Annotated in this window: 14 protein-coding genes; 7 read left to right on the top strand and 7 right to left on the bottom strand. The window is 66.4% G+C overall.

The window, feature by feature from the left end; translation table 11 throughout:
- Window positions 1-107 precede the first annotated feature (107 nt).
- Together FHT32_RS29325 and FHT32_RS29320 are read right to left on the bottom strand one after the other, a co-directional pair.
- Window positions 108-2,555, bottom strand: coding sequence for a DNA translocase FtsK (locus FHT32_RS29325; protein ID WP_176668071.1), 2,448 nt, complete (start codon window positions 2,553-2,555; stop codon window positions 108-110).
- 100 nt (window positions 2,556-2,655) lie between these two features.
- Window positions 2,656-3,330 carry a Crp/Fnr family transcriptional regulator gene (locus FHT32_RS29320; protein ID WP_176668070.1) on the bottom strand — a complete coding sequence of 225 codons (675 nt, stop codon included), beginning with the start codon at window positions 3,328-3,330 and terminating at the stop codon, window positions 2,656-2,658.
- 183 nt (window positions 3,331-3,513) lie between these two features.
- Between FHT32_RS29320 and trxB the strand changes: the two genes are divergently transcribed.
- From trxB to rpmG, 3 genes are all read left to right on the top strand, one after another.
- Window positions 3,514-4,473: a thioredoxin-disulfide reductase gene (gene trxB, locus FHT32_RS29315; protein WP_176668069.1), complete on the top strand. Its 960-nt coding sequence runs from the start codon at window positions 3,514-3,516 to the stop codon at window positions 4,471-4,473.
- Between the two features lie 172 nt (window positions 4,474-4,645).
- Window positions 4,646-4,879: a 50S ribosomal protein L28 gene (gene rpmB, locus FHT32_RS29310; RefSeq protein WP_007830293.1), complete on the top strand. Its 234-nt coding sequence runs from the start codon at window positions 4,646-4,648 to the stop codon at window positions 4,877-4,879.
- 11 nt (window positions 4,880-4,890) lie between these two features.
- Window positions 4,891-5,064, top strand: coding sequence for a 50S ribosomal protein L33 (gene rpmG / locus FHT32_RS29305; protein ID WP_007830291.1), 174 nt, complete (start codon window positions 4,891-4,893; stop codon window positions 5,062-5,064).
- A gap of 158 nt (window positions 5,065-5,222) precedes the next feature.
- Here the strand turns inward: rpmG and FHT32_RS29300 are convergent, their stop codons facing one another.
- From FHT32_RS29300 to FHT32_RS29290, 3 genes are all read right to left on the bottom strand, one after another.
- Window positions 5,223-6,437: a fatty acid desaturase gene (locus FHT32_RS29300; RefSeq protein WP_176668068.1), complete on the bottom strand. Its 1,215-nt coding sequence runs from the start codon at window positions 6,435-6,437 to the stop codon at window positions 5,223-5,225.
- A gap of 136 nt (window positions 6,438-6,573) precedes the next feature.
- Window positions 6,574-7,845, bottom strand: coding sequence for an RsmB/NOP family class I SAM-dependent RNA methyltransferase (locus FHT32_RS29295; RefSeq protein WP_176668067.1), 1,272 nt, complete (start codon window positions 7,843-7,845; stop codon window positions 6,574-6,576).
- 40 nt (window positions 7,846-7,885) lie between these two features.
- Window positions 7,886-9,739, bottom strand: coding sequence for a M48 family metallopeptidase (locus FHT32_RS29290; protein WP_176668066.1), 1,854 nt, complete (start codon window positions 9,737-9,739; stop codon window positions 7,886-7,888).
- A gap of 53 nt (window positions 9,740-9,792) precedes the next feature.
- On the opposite strand from FHT32_RS29290, the gene FHT32_RS29285 reads away from it, so the two are divergent.
- Window positions 9,793-10,026 carry a DUF1653 domain-containing protein gene (locus tag FHT32_RS29285; RefSeq protein ID WP_176668065.1) on the top strand — a complete coding sequence of 78 codons (234 nt, stop codon included), beginning with the start codon at window positions 9,793-9,795 and terminating at the stop codon, window positions 10,024-10,026.
- 70 nt (window positions 10,027-10,096) lie between these two features.
- Here FHT32_RS29285 and FHT32_RS29280 read toward each other — a convergent pair whose 3' ends face one another.
- Complete coding sequence (locus FHT32_RS29280) at window positions 10,097-10,417, bottom strand: I78 family peptidase inhibitor (RefSeq protein WP_176668064.1); 321 nt, start codon at window positions 10,415-10,417, stop codon at window positions 10,097-10,099.
- 51 nt (window positions 10,418-10,468) lie between these two features.
- Window positions 10,469-11,050 carry a phosphoribosylglycinamide formyltransferase gene (gene purN, locus FHT32_RS29275; protein WP_176668063.1) on the bottom strand — a complete coding sequence of 194 codons (582 nt, stop codon included), beginning with the start codon at window positions 11,048-11,050 and terminating at the stop codon, window positions 10,469-10,471.
- Between the two features lie 132 nt (window positions 11,051-11,182).
- Between purN and FHT32_RS29270 the strand changes: the two genes are divergently transcribed.
- The 3 genes from FHT32_RS29270 (at window position 11,183) to FHT32_RS29260 (ending at window position 14,943) form a co-directional block, all read left to right on the top strand.
- A complete protein-coding gene (locus tag FHT32_RS29270; RefSeq protein ID WP_176668062.1) occupies window positions 11,183-12,364 on the top strand; it encodes an acyl-CoA dehydrogenase family protein in 1,182 nt (393 codons plus the stop codon).
- Window positions 12,365-12,377: 13 nt separating this feature from the next.
- The gene (locus tag FHT32_RS29265; protein ID WP_176668061.1) at window positions 12,378-13,493 is read left to right on the top strand and encodes an acyl-CoA dehydrogenase family protein; all 1,116 of its coding nucleotides are present in this window, start codon (window positions 12,378-12,380) and stop codon (window positions 13,491-13,493) included.
- Between the two features lie 91 nt (window positions 13,494-13,584).
- Window positions 13,585-14,943, top strand: coding sequence for an alpha/beta fold hydrolase (locus FHT32_RS29260; protein WP_176668060.1), 1,359 nt, complete (start codon window positions 13,585-13,587; stop codon window positions 14,941-14,943).
- Window positions 14,944-14,950 lie beyond the last annotated feature (7 nt).

Genomic DNA, 14,950 nt, shown 5'->3' with positions numbered 1-14,950 from the left:
GCGGATTGCCGCAGGTGTAGGCCTTGATGAAGATTTGCAATGCCGAAAGGCGTTTTTGCAAATTGCCCTTCAGCACGTAACCTGGGCGATCGGGGCTCCGCGGCCCGTCATTCGGCCGCGCGCGCGGGCACCAGGATCTCTCGCTGGCCGCTGCCGCTCATGGCGCTGACGAGGCCCGCCTTCTCCATGTCCTCGACGAGGCGCGCGGCGCGGTTGTAGCCGATCTTCAGGTGGCGCTGCACCAGCGAGATACTGGCCTTGCGGTTCTTGAGCACCACTTCGACCGCCTGGTCGTACATCGGGTCTTTTTCGCCGTCGCCACCGCCGCCGAGCAGGTCGCCGTCACCGTCGCCATCGACCGTGCCGCCTTCGAGCACGCCTTCGATGTAGTCGGGCTCGCCCTGGCTCTTGAGGTAGGCGACCACGCGGTGCACTTCGTCGTCGCTGACGAAGGCGCCGTGCACGCGGATCGGCAGGCCGGTGCCGCTGGGCATGTAGAGCATGTCGCCCATGCCCAGCAGCGCCTCGGCGCCCATCTGGTCGAGGATGGTGCGGCTGTCGATCTTGCTCGACACCTGGAAGGCGATGCGGGTCGGGATGTTGGCCTTGATGAGGCCGGTAATCACGTCCACGCTGGGGCGCTGGGTGGCAAGAATGAGGTGGATGCCGGCGGCGCGCGCCTTCTGCGCGAGGCGGGCGATCAGTTCTTCGATCTTCTTGCCGACCACCATCATCAGGTCGGCCAGCTCGTCGATGACCACGACGATGTGCGGCTCGCGCTTGAGCGGCTCGGGATCGTCGGGCGTGAGGCTGAAGGGGTTGTAGATGAACTCCTCGCGCGCCTTGGCCTCGTCGATCTTGGTGTTGTAGCCGGCCAGGTTGCGCACGCCCAACTTGCTCATGAGCTTGTAGCGGCGCTCCATCTCGGCCACGCACCAGTTCAGGCCGTGCGCGGCCTGGCGCATGTCGGTGACCACGGGCGCCAGCAGGTGCGGGATGCCTTCGTAGACCGACATTTCGAGCATCTTCGGGTCGATCATGAGCAGGCGCACGTCGCGCGCCTCGGCCTTGTACAGCAGCGACAGGATCATCGCGTTGATGCCCACCGACTTGCCCGAGCCGGTGGTACCGGCCACCAGCACGTGCGGCATCTTCGCGAGATCGGCCACCACCGGGTTGCCGATGATGTCCTTGCCGAGGCCCATGGTGAGCATCGACTTGCCTTCGTTGTAGACCTGCGAGCCCAGGATCTCGCTGAGCTTGATCGACTGGCGCTTGGCGTTCGGCAGCTCGAGCGCCATGTAGTTCTTGCCGGGGATGGTCTCGACCACGCGGATCGACACCAGCGAGAGCGAGCGCGCCAGATCCTTCGCGAGATTGACGATCTGCGAGCCCTTGACGCCCGTGGCCGGCTCGATCTCGTAGCGCGTGATGACGGGGCCCGGCGAAGCGAGCACCACGCGCACCTCGACGCCGAAGTCCTTGAGCTTCTTCTCGATCATGCGCGAGGTCATCTCGAGCGTGTCGGCCGAAACCGTTTCCTGGCGAGCCTGGGCGGGATCGAGCAGGTCGACCTGCGGCAGCTTGCTGTCGGGCAGTTCCTTGAAGAGCGGCTTCTGGCGCTCCTTGACGACGCGATCGCTGCGGGGCACCTCGGTCATCGCGGGCTCGATCTGCACCGGCGGCGAGGGCGGGCGGCGCTTGGGACGCGGCTCGATGTGGAGTTCGTCCTCGTCCCCACCACCGGCGAAGGCGGCGGAGGACGGCGCCAGCGAGGGCTCGGAACGGCCGGAATCGGTGTCGCCGCGCGTGAAGGCGGGCTCGTCGGCTTCGGCGCGCTCGCGAGCGGCCTGCTTGCCCATGGCGATGTCGGCGGCCAGCTCGCGCTTCTCGCGGCGCGACTCGAACAGCGAATAGAAGCGTGCGCCGATGCGCTCGGCGATCAGGCTCCAGGAGAAGCGGAACACCAGCGCGGAGCCGATCACGCCGCCGGCAATGGCCACCAGCGCCGAACCGGTGAAGCCCATCCAGCGCACGCTGGCGGGCCCCACGAGGTAGCCCAGCGCACCGCCGCCGGAACCCGGCAGATGGGCTTCGAGCCGGTACAGGCGCGACCATTCGAGCACGGTGCTCGCGCACAGCAGCAGGATCAGGCCGAGCCAGAAGGCAAGGCGGCTGCGGTTGAAGCGTCCGCGCGGCGTTGCCTGCTCGGCGGCCGAGTGCTCGCCGCCGCGCAGCCAGTTGGCCAGCGACGACAGCCAGGCGCGCAGCCCCGCGAAAAGGCACCACCAGACGGAATAACCGGCTGCGTAGTAGCTGCCGTCGGCCAGCCAGGCGCCGATGCGGCCGCCCCAGTTCTTGATTTCGCCCCCGGTGCCCGAGGTGGACCAGGCGGCGTCCGAAGGCGTGAAGCTCAGCATCGAGATCAGCCAGAACAGCAGCGCTGCGAATCCCGCGATCAGCGTGATCTCGTGGGCGAAGCGCATCGCGCGCAGGCGCACGGGTTGCCCTTCGGCGGCAGAGGAGGATTGAAGCGTATTCAGCGAATAGGTCATGAAAAACACGGCGGCCGGCCCCGGGAAACAGGGGGCGGACGCACGAACACTACAACAAAAGGCCGGGGCCGCCTGCAACGGCGGCCCCGGCCCTGGAGGCTCATGCCAGCGACAGGAGCCGTTCCTTGACGATCATCGAGCCGTCGTCGAGCGTCTGGACGAAGCCTCGCTCTTCCAGGTCCTTCATCACGCGGCTCACCATTTCGCGCGAGGCGCCGACCATCTTGGCCAGGTCCTGGCGGGAGATCTTGTCGCGCACCTTGAGATTGCCGGCGCTGTCTTCGACGGCGAATTCGAGCAGCGAGCGGGCCACGCGCCCGTAGACATCCATCAGCGCCAGCGACTCGATCTTGCGGTCGGCATGGCGCAGGCGCTGCACCAGCCCGCGCATGATGTTGTAGGCCATGGAGGAGTTCTCGGGCAGGCAGCGCGCGAAGGCGTCGCGGCCCAGCATGAGCACGTCGCACTGGATCTCGGTGCGCACGGTGGCCGAATGGGGCTCGTCGTCGATCAGGCTCATCTCGCCCAGGTAGTCGCCCGGATGCAGCGTGGCGAGGATGACCTCGCGCCCCCGGCTGTCGGCGCTCGTGACGCGTGCACGGCCAGTCAGGATGATGTAGAGCGCGTCGGACTTCTTGCCCTGCTCCACGACGACTTCCGCGCGCTTGAAGCGCTTCTTGATGATCGCGTCCGCGATGCTAGCGGACTGCGTGGCTGTCAACGACGCGAACAATGGAACGCGCCGAAGCAATTCGAGGTTGGACAGCATCGACATTTATCAATCCCTGAGACAGCGGGCGGAGCAATCCAGAAAGCAGCAAGTCGATGGATTACTACAATCGCGCGCATTGAAAACACCGTTTACCCGGTGTTGAACCGGGCAGTGATACTCCATATATATCGCTACCACCCTGAAAATGTACACGCTGAAGCAGCGTCCATCCTAGGTTTTCTACTCATGTCCGCACCCCAACACGCCAAGGTTTTGATTCTGGGCTCCGGCCCCGCCGGCTATACCGCCGCCGTCTATGCGGCGCGCGCAAACCTCCAGCCCCTGCTCATCACCGGCATCGCCCAGGGCGGACAGCTGATGACCACCACCGAGGTCGACAACTGGCCAGCCGACGTGCACGGCGTGCAGGGCCCCGACCTGATGCAGCGCTTCCTGGAGCACGCGGAGCGTTTCAAGACACAAATCGTTTTCGACCACATCAACAAAGTCGACCTGAGCAAGCGCCCCTTCACCCTTACGGGCGACAGCGGCACCTACACCTGCGACGCGCTGATCATCGCCACCGGTGCTTCGGCCAAGTACCTGGGCCTGGATTCCGAACAGAAGTTCATGGGCCGCGGCGTCTCCGCCTGCGCGACCTGCGACGGCTTCTTCTACCGCGAGCAGGAGGTCTGCGTGATCGGCGGCGGCAACACGGCCGTCGAGGAGGCGCTCTACCTCGCCAACATCGCGAACAAGGTCACGCTGGTGCATCGCCGGGACAAGTTCCGCGCCGAGCCGATCCTGATCGACAAGGTCAAGGAGAAGGTCGCCGAGGGCAAGATCGTGCTGAAGCTGCACAGCGAACTCGACCAAGTGCTCGGCGACGACTCGGGCGTGACGGGCATCCGCATCAAGAACACGCAGACCGGTGCCACCGAGCAGATCGACCTCAAGGGCTGCTTCATCGCCATCGGCCACCACCCGAACACCGACATCTTCCAGGGCCAGCTGGAGATGAAGGACAACTACATCCTCACCCGCTCGGGCCTGCAGGGCTTCGCCACGATGACCAGCATTCCGGGCGTCTTCGCCGCCGGCGACGTGCAGGACAACATCTACCGCCAGGCCATCACCAGCGCCGGCACCGGCTGCATGGCAGCGCTCGACGCACAGCGCTTCCTGGAGCAGGACGGCACGCTGTAACCAACGGGGAGCCTAAAAGGGCTATAATCCGAGGCTTTGCCGAAACAGGGCTCTCTCACGAGCTACGGCAAAGCCGGGGTACCGCCACCCGTTTTCTGGCGAGGTCAAGCTGCAAAACACCTGCAATCGCCCTGATTGCGCCGGTGCCAGCTGTTCAAGAAAGAGTGTCCTCATGGCACGCGTATGCGACGTAACGGGCAAGGGCCCGATGGTCGGAAACAACGTTTCCCACGCCAACAACAAAACCAAGCGCCGGTTCCTGCCGAACCTGCAATATCGTCGTTTCTGGGTCGAGACTGAAAACCGCTGGGTTCGCCTGCGCGTTTCGAGCGCTGCACTGCGCCTGATCGACAAGAACGGCATCGACGCCGTGCTCGCAGACCTGCGCGCACGCGGCCAAGCTTAAGGAGCTGAAACATGGCAACGAGCAAAGGCGGACGCGAAAAGATCAAGCTGGAATCCACCGCGGGTACCGGCCACTTCTACACGACCAGCAAGAACAAGAAGACGATGCCTGAAAAGATGTCGATCATGAAGTTCGACCCCAAGGCGCGCAAGCACGTCGAATACAAGGAAATCAAGCTGAAGTAATTCGGCTCCGGTTTTCCCCAAATAAAAAACCCGCTGATGATTCAGCGGGTTTTTTTATTGCCCGTTTATTTGATCGAACGGGCTGGCCGCATTTACGACTGCGGCGGGCATTAAAAAGCCGGCCCATGGGCCGGCTTTTCGATCAAGCCTGAAGCGCCTCAGGCGCGGGCAGCACGCAAACGGGTCGAGAAGTCGCGCAGGCCTGCAATGCCGCTGGCTTCCGCACGATGGCACCAGGCCGCCAGATCGGCCGCCAGCTGCTCGCGCGACTGCGAGGTGTTGAGCCACAGCTGACGCAGCTCTTCACGCATAGTCACCATCTTGTCCAGAACCGGATGCGCGGCGCGGGCTTGCACCACGTGCGTACGGGCCGAAGCGGGCACCTTGTCGTCGTCGCGATGCAGCCAGCGCTTGGCGGCCTTCAGCACCGACAGGTCGGCGCCCTTGGTCTTCAGTGCATCGAGTTCCTGGCTGGTGACACGGCGCATTTCGCGCGCATAGCCGGCCATGACTTCGTAGCGGTTGGCGATGACGGCCTCGAGCGTCTTCTCGTTCGCCACGGGCTGGATGTCGCCCATCAGCATCTTCGGCGGCACCTTCTTGACCTTGGCCCAGCCCAGCTTCTGCAGTGCCTGGATGTAGATCCAGCCGATGTCGAACTCGTACTTCTTGACCGAGAACTTGGCCGAGGTGGGATAGGTATGGTGGTTGTTGTGCAGCTCTTCGCCGCCAATGATCAGGCCCCAGGGCATGATGTTGCGGCTGGCGTCGGGCGCCTCGAAGTTGCGGTAGCCCCAGTAGTGGCCGATACCGTTGATCACGCCGGCGGCGGTGATCGGGATCCAGAGCATCTGAACGGCCCACACGGCCATGCCGAGCGTGCCGAACAGCGCCAGGTTCAGAACCAGCATCAGGCCGACGCCCTGCCAGCTGTAGCGCGAATACAGGTTGCGCTCGATCCAGTCATCGGGCGTGCCGTGACCGTAGCGCTCCATCGTTTCCTTGTTCTTCGACTCGGCGCGATACAGCTCGGCGCCGCGCCAGAGCACCTCTTCGATGCCCTTGACCTGCGGGCTGTGCGGGTCGTCCTGGGTTTCGCACTTGGCGTGGTGCTTGCGGTGGATCGCAACCCACTCCTTCGTCACCATGCCGGTGCCGATCCAGAGCCAGAAGCGGAAGAAATGCGACGGGATCGGGCCCAGATCCATGGCCCGGTGCGTCTGCGTGCGGTGCAGGAAGATCGTGACCGCGGCAATCGTGATGTGCGTGGTGGCGAGCGTGTAAAGCACGATCTGCCACCAGGTGAGATCCCAAAGGCCGTGTCCGAGCCATTCGATGGCCGCATTGAGGACGGCGGAGTCAGGAAGCAACATTGAGTCAGGTACTCCATCATGGCCGCACGAAGGTGCAGCCTTCAGATAACCCGCGATTTTAAGGTGGCAGGGCTTAAAACAAGCCCTTTAAACCTTCAAGAAAGGCGCAGATTAACCCTAGTTTGGAGTCCGGCACCTATTTGCGGTTCCAGGCCGCGGCAAAGAAACCGTCGGTCGAATGGCGATGCGGCCACAGCCGCAGGTAGCGCCTGGCGCCCTCCCCGCCCGAACACAGGGCCTCGAAGCCCTCGACCTTGAGGCCCTGAAGCAGCTCCGCCGCGTCCACGGGCACGAAATCGGGGTTGGCGGCGCCGAAAGCTTCCGCGATCGCCTCGTTTTCCTCCGGCAGCACACTGCACGTGGCGTAAACCAGACGCCCGCCCGATTTAACAAGTCGTGCCGCACTCTGCAGGATGGCCGACTGCTTGACCGTCAATTCCTCCACCGACTTGGGCGATTGGCGCCATTTCAGGTCGGGATTGCGCCTCAGCGTGCCCAGCCCCGAACAGGGCGCGTCGACCAGCACGCGGTCGATCTTGCCCGCCAGCCGCTTGACCCGATCGTCCCGTTCATGGGCGATGGCCGCCGGATGCACGTTCGACAGCTTGCTGCGCGCCAGGCGCGGCTTGAGCGCGTCCAGCCGGTGCGCCGAGACGTCGAAGGCGTACAGCCGGCCGGTGTTGCGCATCGTGGCGCCGATGGCCAGCGTCTTGCCGCCGGCGCCCGCGCAGAAATCGACCACCATTTCGCCGCGCTTGGCGTCCAGCAGCAGTGCCAGCAGCTGCGAGCCCTCGTCCTGCACCTCGATGGCGCCACGCGCGAAGGCATCCAGCTTGGTGAGCGGCGGCTTGCCTTCAATGCGCAGGCCCCACGGCGAAAACGGCGTCGCTTCCGATTTGATAGCAGCCAGCGCAAGCTCCGCCTTCACGTCCGCACGCTTGTCGGTCAGGGCGTTGACGCGCAGGTCGAGCGGCGCGGGCTCCTGCAAGGCCTGCACCAGCGGCCAGAAACCGTCGCCGAGCTGCGCCTTCAGCGGCGCGACCAGCCACTCGGGCAGGTTGTGGCGATGACGCTCGAGCAGGTCGTCCGGCTTGACGGCGTCGCAGTTGTCGAGCCAGCGCTTCTCGGTGTCGTTGAGCGCGCTCTTGAGGAAATCCCGCGGGCCGTGAAAGCCCAGGATCGCCATCCGCCGCTCCTTGGAGCCGCTGCCCGAGGGCGAAAGGTGGTCGAAGAGCAGTTTCTTGCGAAGCACGGTGTAGACGGTTTCGGCGAGCGTCGCGCGCTCGCGCGGGCCGAACTCGCGGTGTTCGCGGAAGAAGCGCGAGACGACCTGGTCGGCAGGGTGATCGAATTTCAGGACGAGGCCAACCAGATCGGCGGCGGCCTCCAACAGGGCTTTGGGATGCATCCCCCGATTGTCTCAGCCGCGGGCGGCCCGGCCCCGGAGCCTACGCGCCGCGCGTCCAGACCACCCCGAAAGCCTCGCGCTCGATGTCTTCCAGCTTCGGCGAATGGCCTGCCCACAGCACCAGCGCGGCGCCCGGCAGCGTGAGGGTCTGCTCCAGCTCGCGGCACAGGTGCCAGCGATCTTCGTCGTCCAGCCCCGGCAGCTCCACGAACACGATGTAGGCGCGGCGCCACGGAAATTCGCGCAGGTTCTTCCGCACCAGCCAGGCCCGCGAGGCCGACAGGCAGCGCACGAGGTCGGCCCGCAGCTCGCCCAGCTCGTAGTCGTTGAGGTCGTGCCGCGAGATCTGGCTGAAGAACGGCGTGCCGGTGATCTCTTCCCAGGCGCGCGCCTCCGCCTCTTCCGCTTCCTTGAGGCGGCCGCGCCACAGCTTCAGGGCCTCTTCGTCGTGCGGCCCCGCGTCGGGGTCCTCGAGCGAGGCGACGGCGCTCTTGGCCGCCCACCACCGGCTGGCCGCGCCCGAGCCGTGCAGCCGCTCGAGCACCGCAAGGCGCGCTTCGCGGTCGCTCGCGGGCAGCATCTGGGCCAGCCCGCGCAGCGCGCCGGGATGCTCCGGCGCGATCTGCAGCGCGCTCTCGTAGCGCACGCGCACGGGGGCGGAAGGGTCGAGCCGGCGCTCGGAATCGGCCCACTCGACCATCTCGTCCGGCGTGTTGCGCTCGCCGCGCGCGGCCAGCACCTCGATGCGCTCGCGGATGCGCGCTCGGTGCGCGTGGTGCTGCTTCCAGTCGGCCGCGTGGGCCCGGCGCCACTGATTGTCGAAATACTCGATCCACTTCCTGCGGTCGACCAGCAGGTCGAGCGCCGGCTTCGCCGACCATTCGGGCATCACCGCCTTCTGGTCGAGCGCCTCAAGGCGGTCCCTCAGGACCGGATGGGTGTCCTCCAGGTCGCTCACGCGGCGCATCGCCTCGCGCAGCGCCTGGCGCGCGAAGTCGTCGTCGGGCGGCGTGCGCACGCGCTTGCGCAGGGCTTCGAACGGGCCCGGGGGCTGCGGCTCATGCTCTGCGCGAGCCCAGTGCCAGGGCCAGAACTCGTTGGCGTACCAGTTGCCCTTGATGGCGATCTCAGTCAGCGCAGCGGCGGCCACCGACGTGCCCAGCAGCCTGCCCGAGATGCGGTCGGCCTCGTATTCGTCCTGGCGGGCCAGCGCGAAGGTCTTGGCTGCGAAGCGCGGGAAGTACCAGCGGAAGAAGGCCTGCGAGAACAGCGCCATCACGCCTTCGTTGCGCTGCAGGCTCGCGTCGAGCTTGAGCCACGACAGCCGGGTGCGGTAGATCCACGCGCTCAGCTTGCCGTGGTTGCCGCGCAGGTGGCCATATTCGTGGGCCAGCACCGACAGCAGCCGCCGCCGGTCGAGCATCATCAGGAGCGGCAGCCCGATGCTCAGCGAGTTGACCGCGCCGCCGAACAGCCCGAAGCGCGGCACCTGCCGGATGCTGGCGTTGAAGTCGTCGTCGAGGTAGACGCGGTGGACCGGCGGCCCCTTGATGCGGGCGCGGATGCGATCGAGCGCCTCGAAAAGCGCCGGCGCGTCTTCGCGGCGCAGCTCGATGCCCTCGGGATCGTCGAAGCGCACCCACAGCGCGCGAAGCGTCGCCCACAGCAGCCCCAGGGCGAACAGCAGCAGCCAGCCGCGCGTGAAGTTGAAGCGCTCCTCGCCTATGGAGGAAAGAACCCAGCCGATGATGCCCACCGACAGCCCGAGGCAGCCCAGCACCCACAGGTAGCCGAGCGCGGCAAAGGCCGCGACGCTGCGTCGATAGCGCGCGCTGTCGTCCGCACTGGCATGCTCGCTCAGTCGAACCAGGTGAACAAAATCAGCGCGATCCATCCGACTCCCGTCAAATCAAGCTCCGACAGTTTCTGAAGAAAGGCATGCCGCCGTTGAACGACGAAGACCTCCCTCCCCTGATCGAGACGCCCCTCGGGCGCTACCGCCACTACAAGGGTGGCGAATACGAAGTGCTCGGTACCGTGCGCCACAGCGAGACGCTGGAGCCGATGACGCTGTACCGTGCCCTGTATGGCGCCCGCGGCCTCTGGGTCCGGCCGGCCGCCATGTTCGGCGAAACCGTAGAGATAGACGGCATCGCCCGGAGAAGATTCACACCGATCTAGCCAGGCAGGCTGCGCGAGCCCTTCCTGCCTGGACAGGTTGCTATTTTTCTTGCAGCAACCTGAATGGGGTTCAGCCGCAGCGGACGTCCGTCACGCGGTTGCGGGTATCGACATCGAGATTGAGACGCCCGCCGTTGAGTTCCATCGTGGTGGCCTCGCCCGGCTTCAGCGTGCGCACCGTGCCGGCGCCGGAGCGTACGCGGGCGGCGGCTTCGAGCTGCGGCGACAGCGGCTGGCCGACGGCAAAGCGGGCACCGTCCGCATTGCACTGGTAAACAGGCTCCGGCGGCGGCGCAGGAGGCGCCGCGGGGGCGGGCGCGGGCGCCGGAGCGGCGCAGCCCGCCATCAGGGCGGCGCCGGCAAGCGCCAGCAGCAACGATTGGTTCTTCACTTTCTGACTCCCGAAAACCCGCGAATATAAACAACTTTACTCATTGTCACACTATGTATCCGACAGCCACTGCGCGATGGCTCGCGGATACAACAGATGCTCCTGCGAGAGCACCCGGGCAGCCAGGGTGTCGGCCGTGTCGTCCGGCAGCACCGGCACCGCCGCCTGCGCCAGGATCGGCCCATGATCGAGTTCGGTTGTTACCTGGTGCACCGTCACGCCGGCCACCTTGCAGCCCGCGTCGATGGCGCGCTGGTGCGTGTTCAGCCCCGGGAACGCAGGCAGCAGCGAGGGATGAATGTTCACAAGTCGCCCGGCATAGCTGTTGACGAAGCCCGGCGTCAGGATCCGCATGAAGCCCGCCAGCACCACCAGCGCCGGCACGTAGCCGTCGACCACCTTCGCCAGCGCCTCGTCGAAGTCCTCGCGGGTCGCGAAGTCCTTGTGCGGGACCACCGCGGTGTCGATGCCCTGGGCCCTGGCGATGGCCAGCCCGCCGGCGTCGGCCTTGTTGCTCACGACGGCGGCGATGCGCGCGCCGAAGCGCTCGGCCCAGCGGTCGCGCCCGGCGGCGCGCACGATGGCCTCCATGTTGGAGCCGCCGCCGGAGATCAGGATCACGATGTTCTTCATGGGAGGCGGGATTATCCGTGGCGCGCGGCTTGTCGCGGCGCGGACACCGCTTCACAGCACGACCGTGCTAAAACTCGTGGTTCCGGAGACAAGCCGCGTCTGCGGTGAACCGATCAACACAGCGAGGCACGCATGGATTTGAGCTTCACACCCGAAGAACAGAAGTTCCGCGAAGAGGTTCGCGCCTGGGTCAAGGACAACCTCCCCAAGGAGATTTCGCACAAGGTACACAACGCGCTCGAGCTGACGCGCGACGATCTGCAAGGCTGGGCCAAGATCCTCGGCAAGAAGGGCTGGCTGGGCTACGGCTGGCCGAAGGAATTCGGCGGCCCGGGCTGGACCGCCGTGCAGCGCCACCTTTTCGAGGAAGAAACCGCTCTTGCGGGCGCTCCGCGCATCGTGCCGTTCGGGCCCGTGATGGTCGCTCCGGTGATCATGGCCTTCGGCAACGCCGAGCAGCAGAAGCGCTTCCTGCCCGGCATCGCCAGCGGCGAAGTCTGGTGGAGCCAGGGCTACAGCGAACCGGGCTCGGGTTCCGACCTGGCTTCGGTCAAGACCAAGGCCGAACGCAAAGGCGACAAGTACATCGTCAACGGCCAGAAGACCTGGACCACGCTCGGCCAGTACGGCGACTGGATGTTCAACCTCGTTCGCACCAGCAACGAGGGCAAGCCCCAGACCGGCATCAGCTTCCTTCTGATCGACATGAAGTCGCCCGGCGTCACCGTGCGCCCGATCAAGCTGCTCGACGGCGGCCATGAAGTCAACGAAGTGTTCTTCGACAACGTCGAGGTGCCCGCCGAGAACCTGATCGGCGAGGAGAACAAGGGCTGGACCTACGCCAAGCACCTGCTCTCGCACGAGCGCACCAACATCGCCGACGTGAACCGCGCCAAGCGCGAACTCGAGCGCCTCAAGCGCATCGCCAAGAGCGAAGGCGTCTACGAAGACCAGCGCTTCCGCGACGAGATCGCCAAGCTCGAAGTCGACATCGTCGCGCTCGAGATGATGGTGCTGCGCGTGCTCTCGGCCGCCACCTCGGGCAAGAACTCGCTGGACGTGGCGGGCCTGCTCAAGATCCGCGGCAGCGAGATCCAGCAGCGCTACAGCGAACTGATGATGCTGGCCGGCGGCGCCTACTCGCTGCCGCTGATCCGCGAGGCGATGGAAGCCGGCTGGCAGGGCAACTTCCCGGGCGGCAACCCGGCGCTCGCCCCGCTGGCGTCAACCTTCTTCAACATGCGCAAGACCACCATCTACGGTGGCAGCAACGAAGTGCAACGCAACATCGTCGCGCAGACGGTTCTGGGCTGAGGAGACAAAAAGCATGGACTTCAATTTCACCGACGACCAGGAACAGCTGCGCGACGCGGTTCGCAAGTGGGTCGACAAGGGCTACGACTTCGAGCGCCGCCGCGGCATCGAGGCCAAGGGCGGCTTCTCGCGCGAGGCCTGGGACGAACTGGCCGAGCTCGGCCTGGGCGGCCTCTATATCAGCGAGGACGACGGCGGCCTGGGCATGGGCCCGGTGGCGGGCATGGTCGTGATGGAAGAGCTGGGCCGCGGCATCGTGCTGGAGCCCTTCGCGCAGACGCTCATAGCCGGCGCGGTGCTCAGCGCCTACGCCGGCGCCGACACCAAGGAAAGCTGGCTGCCGCGCATCGCGGGCGGCCAGGCGATCGTGGTGCTGGCCTACCAGGAACGCAAGGCGCGCTATCGCCTCGACGTGTGCGAGGCCCATGCCGCCAAGGCGGGCGACGGCTGGTCGCTGACCGGCGCCAAGAGCGTGGTGCCCGTGGGCGACGAAGCCGATGCCTTCCTGGTGCCGGCCAAGGTCGACGGCAAGATCGCCCTCTTCCTGGTCGAGCGCAGCGCCAGCGGCGTGGAAGCGCGCGGCTACGGCACGCAGGACGGCTCCCGCGCCGCCGAGATCGTGTTCGACAAGGCCGACGCCACGCTGCTCACGCTCGACGGCCTCGCCGCGCTCGAATACGCGGTGGACGTCGGCATCGCCGCCCTGTGCGCCGAAGGCGTGGGCGTGATGGACAAGACCGTGGACCTCACCGTCGAGTACCTGAACCAGCGCAAGCAGTTCGGCGTGGTCATCTCCAGCTTCCAGGCGCTGCGCCACCGCGTCGCCGACATGAAGATGCAGCTCGAACTGGCCCGTTCGATGAGCTACTACGCCACGCTCAAGCTCAACGCCCCGGCCGACGAGCGCCGCCAGGCGCTGGCCCGCGCCAAGTACCAGCTCGGCGTGTCGATGCGCTACATCGCCGCGAACTCGGTGCAGCTGCACGGCGGCATCGGGGTGACCGACGAATACATCGGCAGCCACTACTTCCGCAAGCTCACGCAGATGGAAATGACCTTCGGCGACACGCTGCACCACCTGGGCGAAGTGTCGGCCCGCATGCAGGACACTGCCGGCGTCTTCGCCTGACCGCGGTTTTCACCTAGCATCCAACGCCCGCCCGCTTCACGCTGGCGGGCGTTTTCACTTGGCCTCTCATACAGGACCCCAGGAACGAAACATGCAGACTCGCCGCACCCTCCTCGTCGCCATGGCCGCAGGAACCACCACAGCGATGCTCACCGCCTGCGCCACCTCCCCCACGCCTTCCTACACCGATCGCCCGCCCATCGTGTTCATGCACGGCAACGGCGACTCGGCCGCGCTCTGGCAGACGACGATCTGGCGCTTCGAATCGAACGGCTGGCCGCGCGACCGGCTGTTCGCGGTCGACCAGCCCAACCCGGTCGCGCGCGACGACGACGCCGTGGCGCAACCCGGGCGCAGCTCGACCGGGGAATCGGCCGTATTCCTCAAGGCCGAGGTTGACAAGGTGCTGAAGGCCACCGGCGCGAGCAAGGTGGTGCTGATCGGCAACTCGCGGGGCGGCAACACGATCCGCAACTACGTGCAGAACGGCGGCGGCGCGGCGGTCGTGAGCCACGTGGTGCTGGGCGGCAACCCGGCGCACGGCATCTGGGCGGTGAAGGGCTTCCGCGAGAACAACGAGTTCTCGGGACTCTCCGGCTTCATGCAGCAGCTCAACGCGCCCAAGGGGCCGAACGGCGAGGAAGTCACGCCCGGCGTGAAATGGCTGACGCTGCGCTCCGACAACAACGACAAGTACGCCCAGCCCGACGGCGTGTGGATCGGCGCTCCCGGCAAGCCGACCAACATCGGCTTCGACGGACCGGCGCTCAAGGGCGCCACCAACATCGTGCTGCCGCGCGTCGACCATCGCGAGACTTCGTTCTCGCCGGCAGCCTTCGCGGCGACGTGGCAGTTCCTGACCGGCCAGGCACCGAAGAGCACCGAGGTCGCACCGGAGGCGAACGTGGTGCTAAACGGCCACGCGATCGGCGCCGAGAACCTTCCGCTGAACGGTGCCACGGTGACCGTCTACGCGGTCAACCCGGCCACTGGCGCGCGTCTCGGCGAAGCCGTGTTCACGAAGTCCGTCGGCGCCGACGGCCGCTGGGGCCCGTTCAAGGCGCGCGGCGACGCAGCCTACGAATTCGTGCTGGCCACGCCCAGCTACGGCACCACCCACATCTACCGCAGCCCGTTCCCGCGCAGCAGCGGCGTGGTGAATCTGCGGCCCGAGCGCGTCACGCCGGCCGACGGCAGCGCCGGCGCGGTCGTCGTCTTCACGCGGCCCCGCGGCTACTTCGACGCGCAGCGCGACACCATGCGCTTCGACGGCCAGAGCCCGCCGACGGGCGTGCCGCCCAAGGGATCGGGCGTGTCGAGCTCGCGGCTGCGCGTCGCGGCCGCCGAGCCGCAGCGCGCGGTGACGGGCGAGTTCAACGGCGAGCGCATCACCGGCCTGACTTGGCCGGCGGTGAAGGAGCATGTGACGGTGCTCGAGCTGACCTACTGATTCGAAG

This window comes from Variovorax sp. SG517 (assembly GCF_013376045.1).
Lineage (GTDB): Bacteria > Pseudomonadota > Gammaproteobacteria > Burkholderiales > Burkholderiaceae_C > Variovorax.
This window is presented reverse-complemented; position numbering and strand designations above follow the sequence as displayed.

What these genes read in the sequence shown, in the direction of transcription:
- FHT32_RS29325 (WP_176668071.1), bottom strand. Translation starts at nt 2,555, where the DNA reads ATGACCTATTCGCTGAATACGCTTCAATCCTCCTCTGCCGCCGAAGGG.
- FHT32_RS29320 (WP_176668070.1), bottom strand. Translation starts at nt 3,330, where the DNA reads ATGTCGATGCTGTCCAACCTCGAATTGCTTCGGCGCGTTCCATTGTTC.
- trxB (WP_176668069.1), top strand. Translation starts at nt 3,514, where the DNA reads ATGTCCGCACCCCAACACGCCAAGGTTTTGATTCTGGGCTCCGGCCCC.
- rpmB (WP_007830293.1), top strand. Translation starts at nt 4,646, where the DNA reads ATGGCACGCGTATGCGACGTAACGGGCAAGGGCCCGATGGTCGGAAAC.
- rpmG (WP_007830291.1), top strand. Translation starts at nt 4,891, where the DNA reads ATGGCAACGAGCAAAGGCGGACGCGAAAAGATCAAGCTGGAATCCACC.
- FHT32_RS29300 (WP_176668068.1), bottom strand. Translation starts at nt 6,437, where the DNA reads ATGTTGCTTCCTGACTCCGCCGTCCTCAATGCGGCCATCGAATGGCTC.
- FHT32_RS29295 (WP_176668067.1), bottom strand. Translation starts at nt 7,845, where the DNA reads ATGCATCCCAAAGCCCTGTTGGAGGCCGCCGCCGATCTGGTTGGCCTC.
- FHT32_RS29290 (WP_176668066.1), bottom strand. Translation starts at nt 9,739, where the DNA reads ATGGATCGCGCTGATTTTGTTCACCTGGTTCGACTGAGCGAGCATGCC.
- purN (WP_176668063.1), bottom strand. Translation starts at nt 11,050, where the DNA reads ATGAAGAACATCGTGATCCTGATCTCCGGCGGCGGCTCCAACATGGAG.
- FHT32_RS29270 (WP_176668062.1), top strand. Translation starts at nt 11,183, where the DNA reads ATGGATTTGAGCTTCACACCCGAAGAACAGAAGTTCCGCGAAGAGGTT.
- FHT32_RS29265 (WP_176668061.1), top strand. Translation starts at nt 12,378, where the DNA reads ATGGACTTCAATTTCACCGACGACCAGGAACAGCTGCGCGACGCGGTT.
- FHT32_RS29260 (WP_176668060.1), top strand. Translation starts at nt 13,585, where the DNA reads ATGCAGACTCGCCGCACCCTCCTCGTCGCCATGGCCGCAGGAACCACC.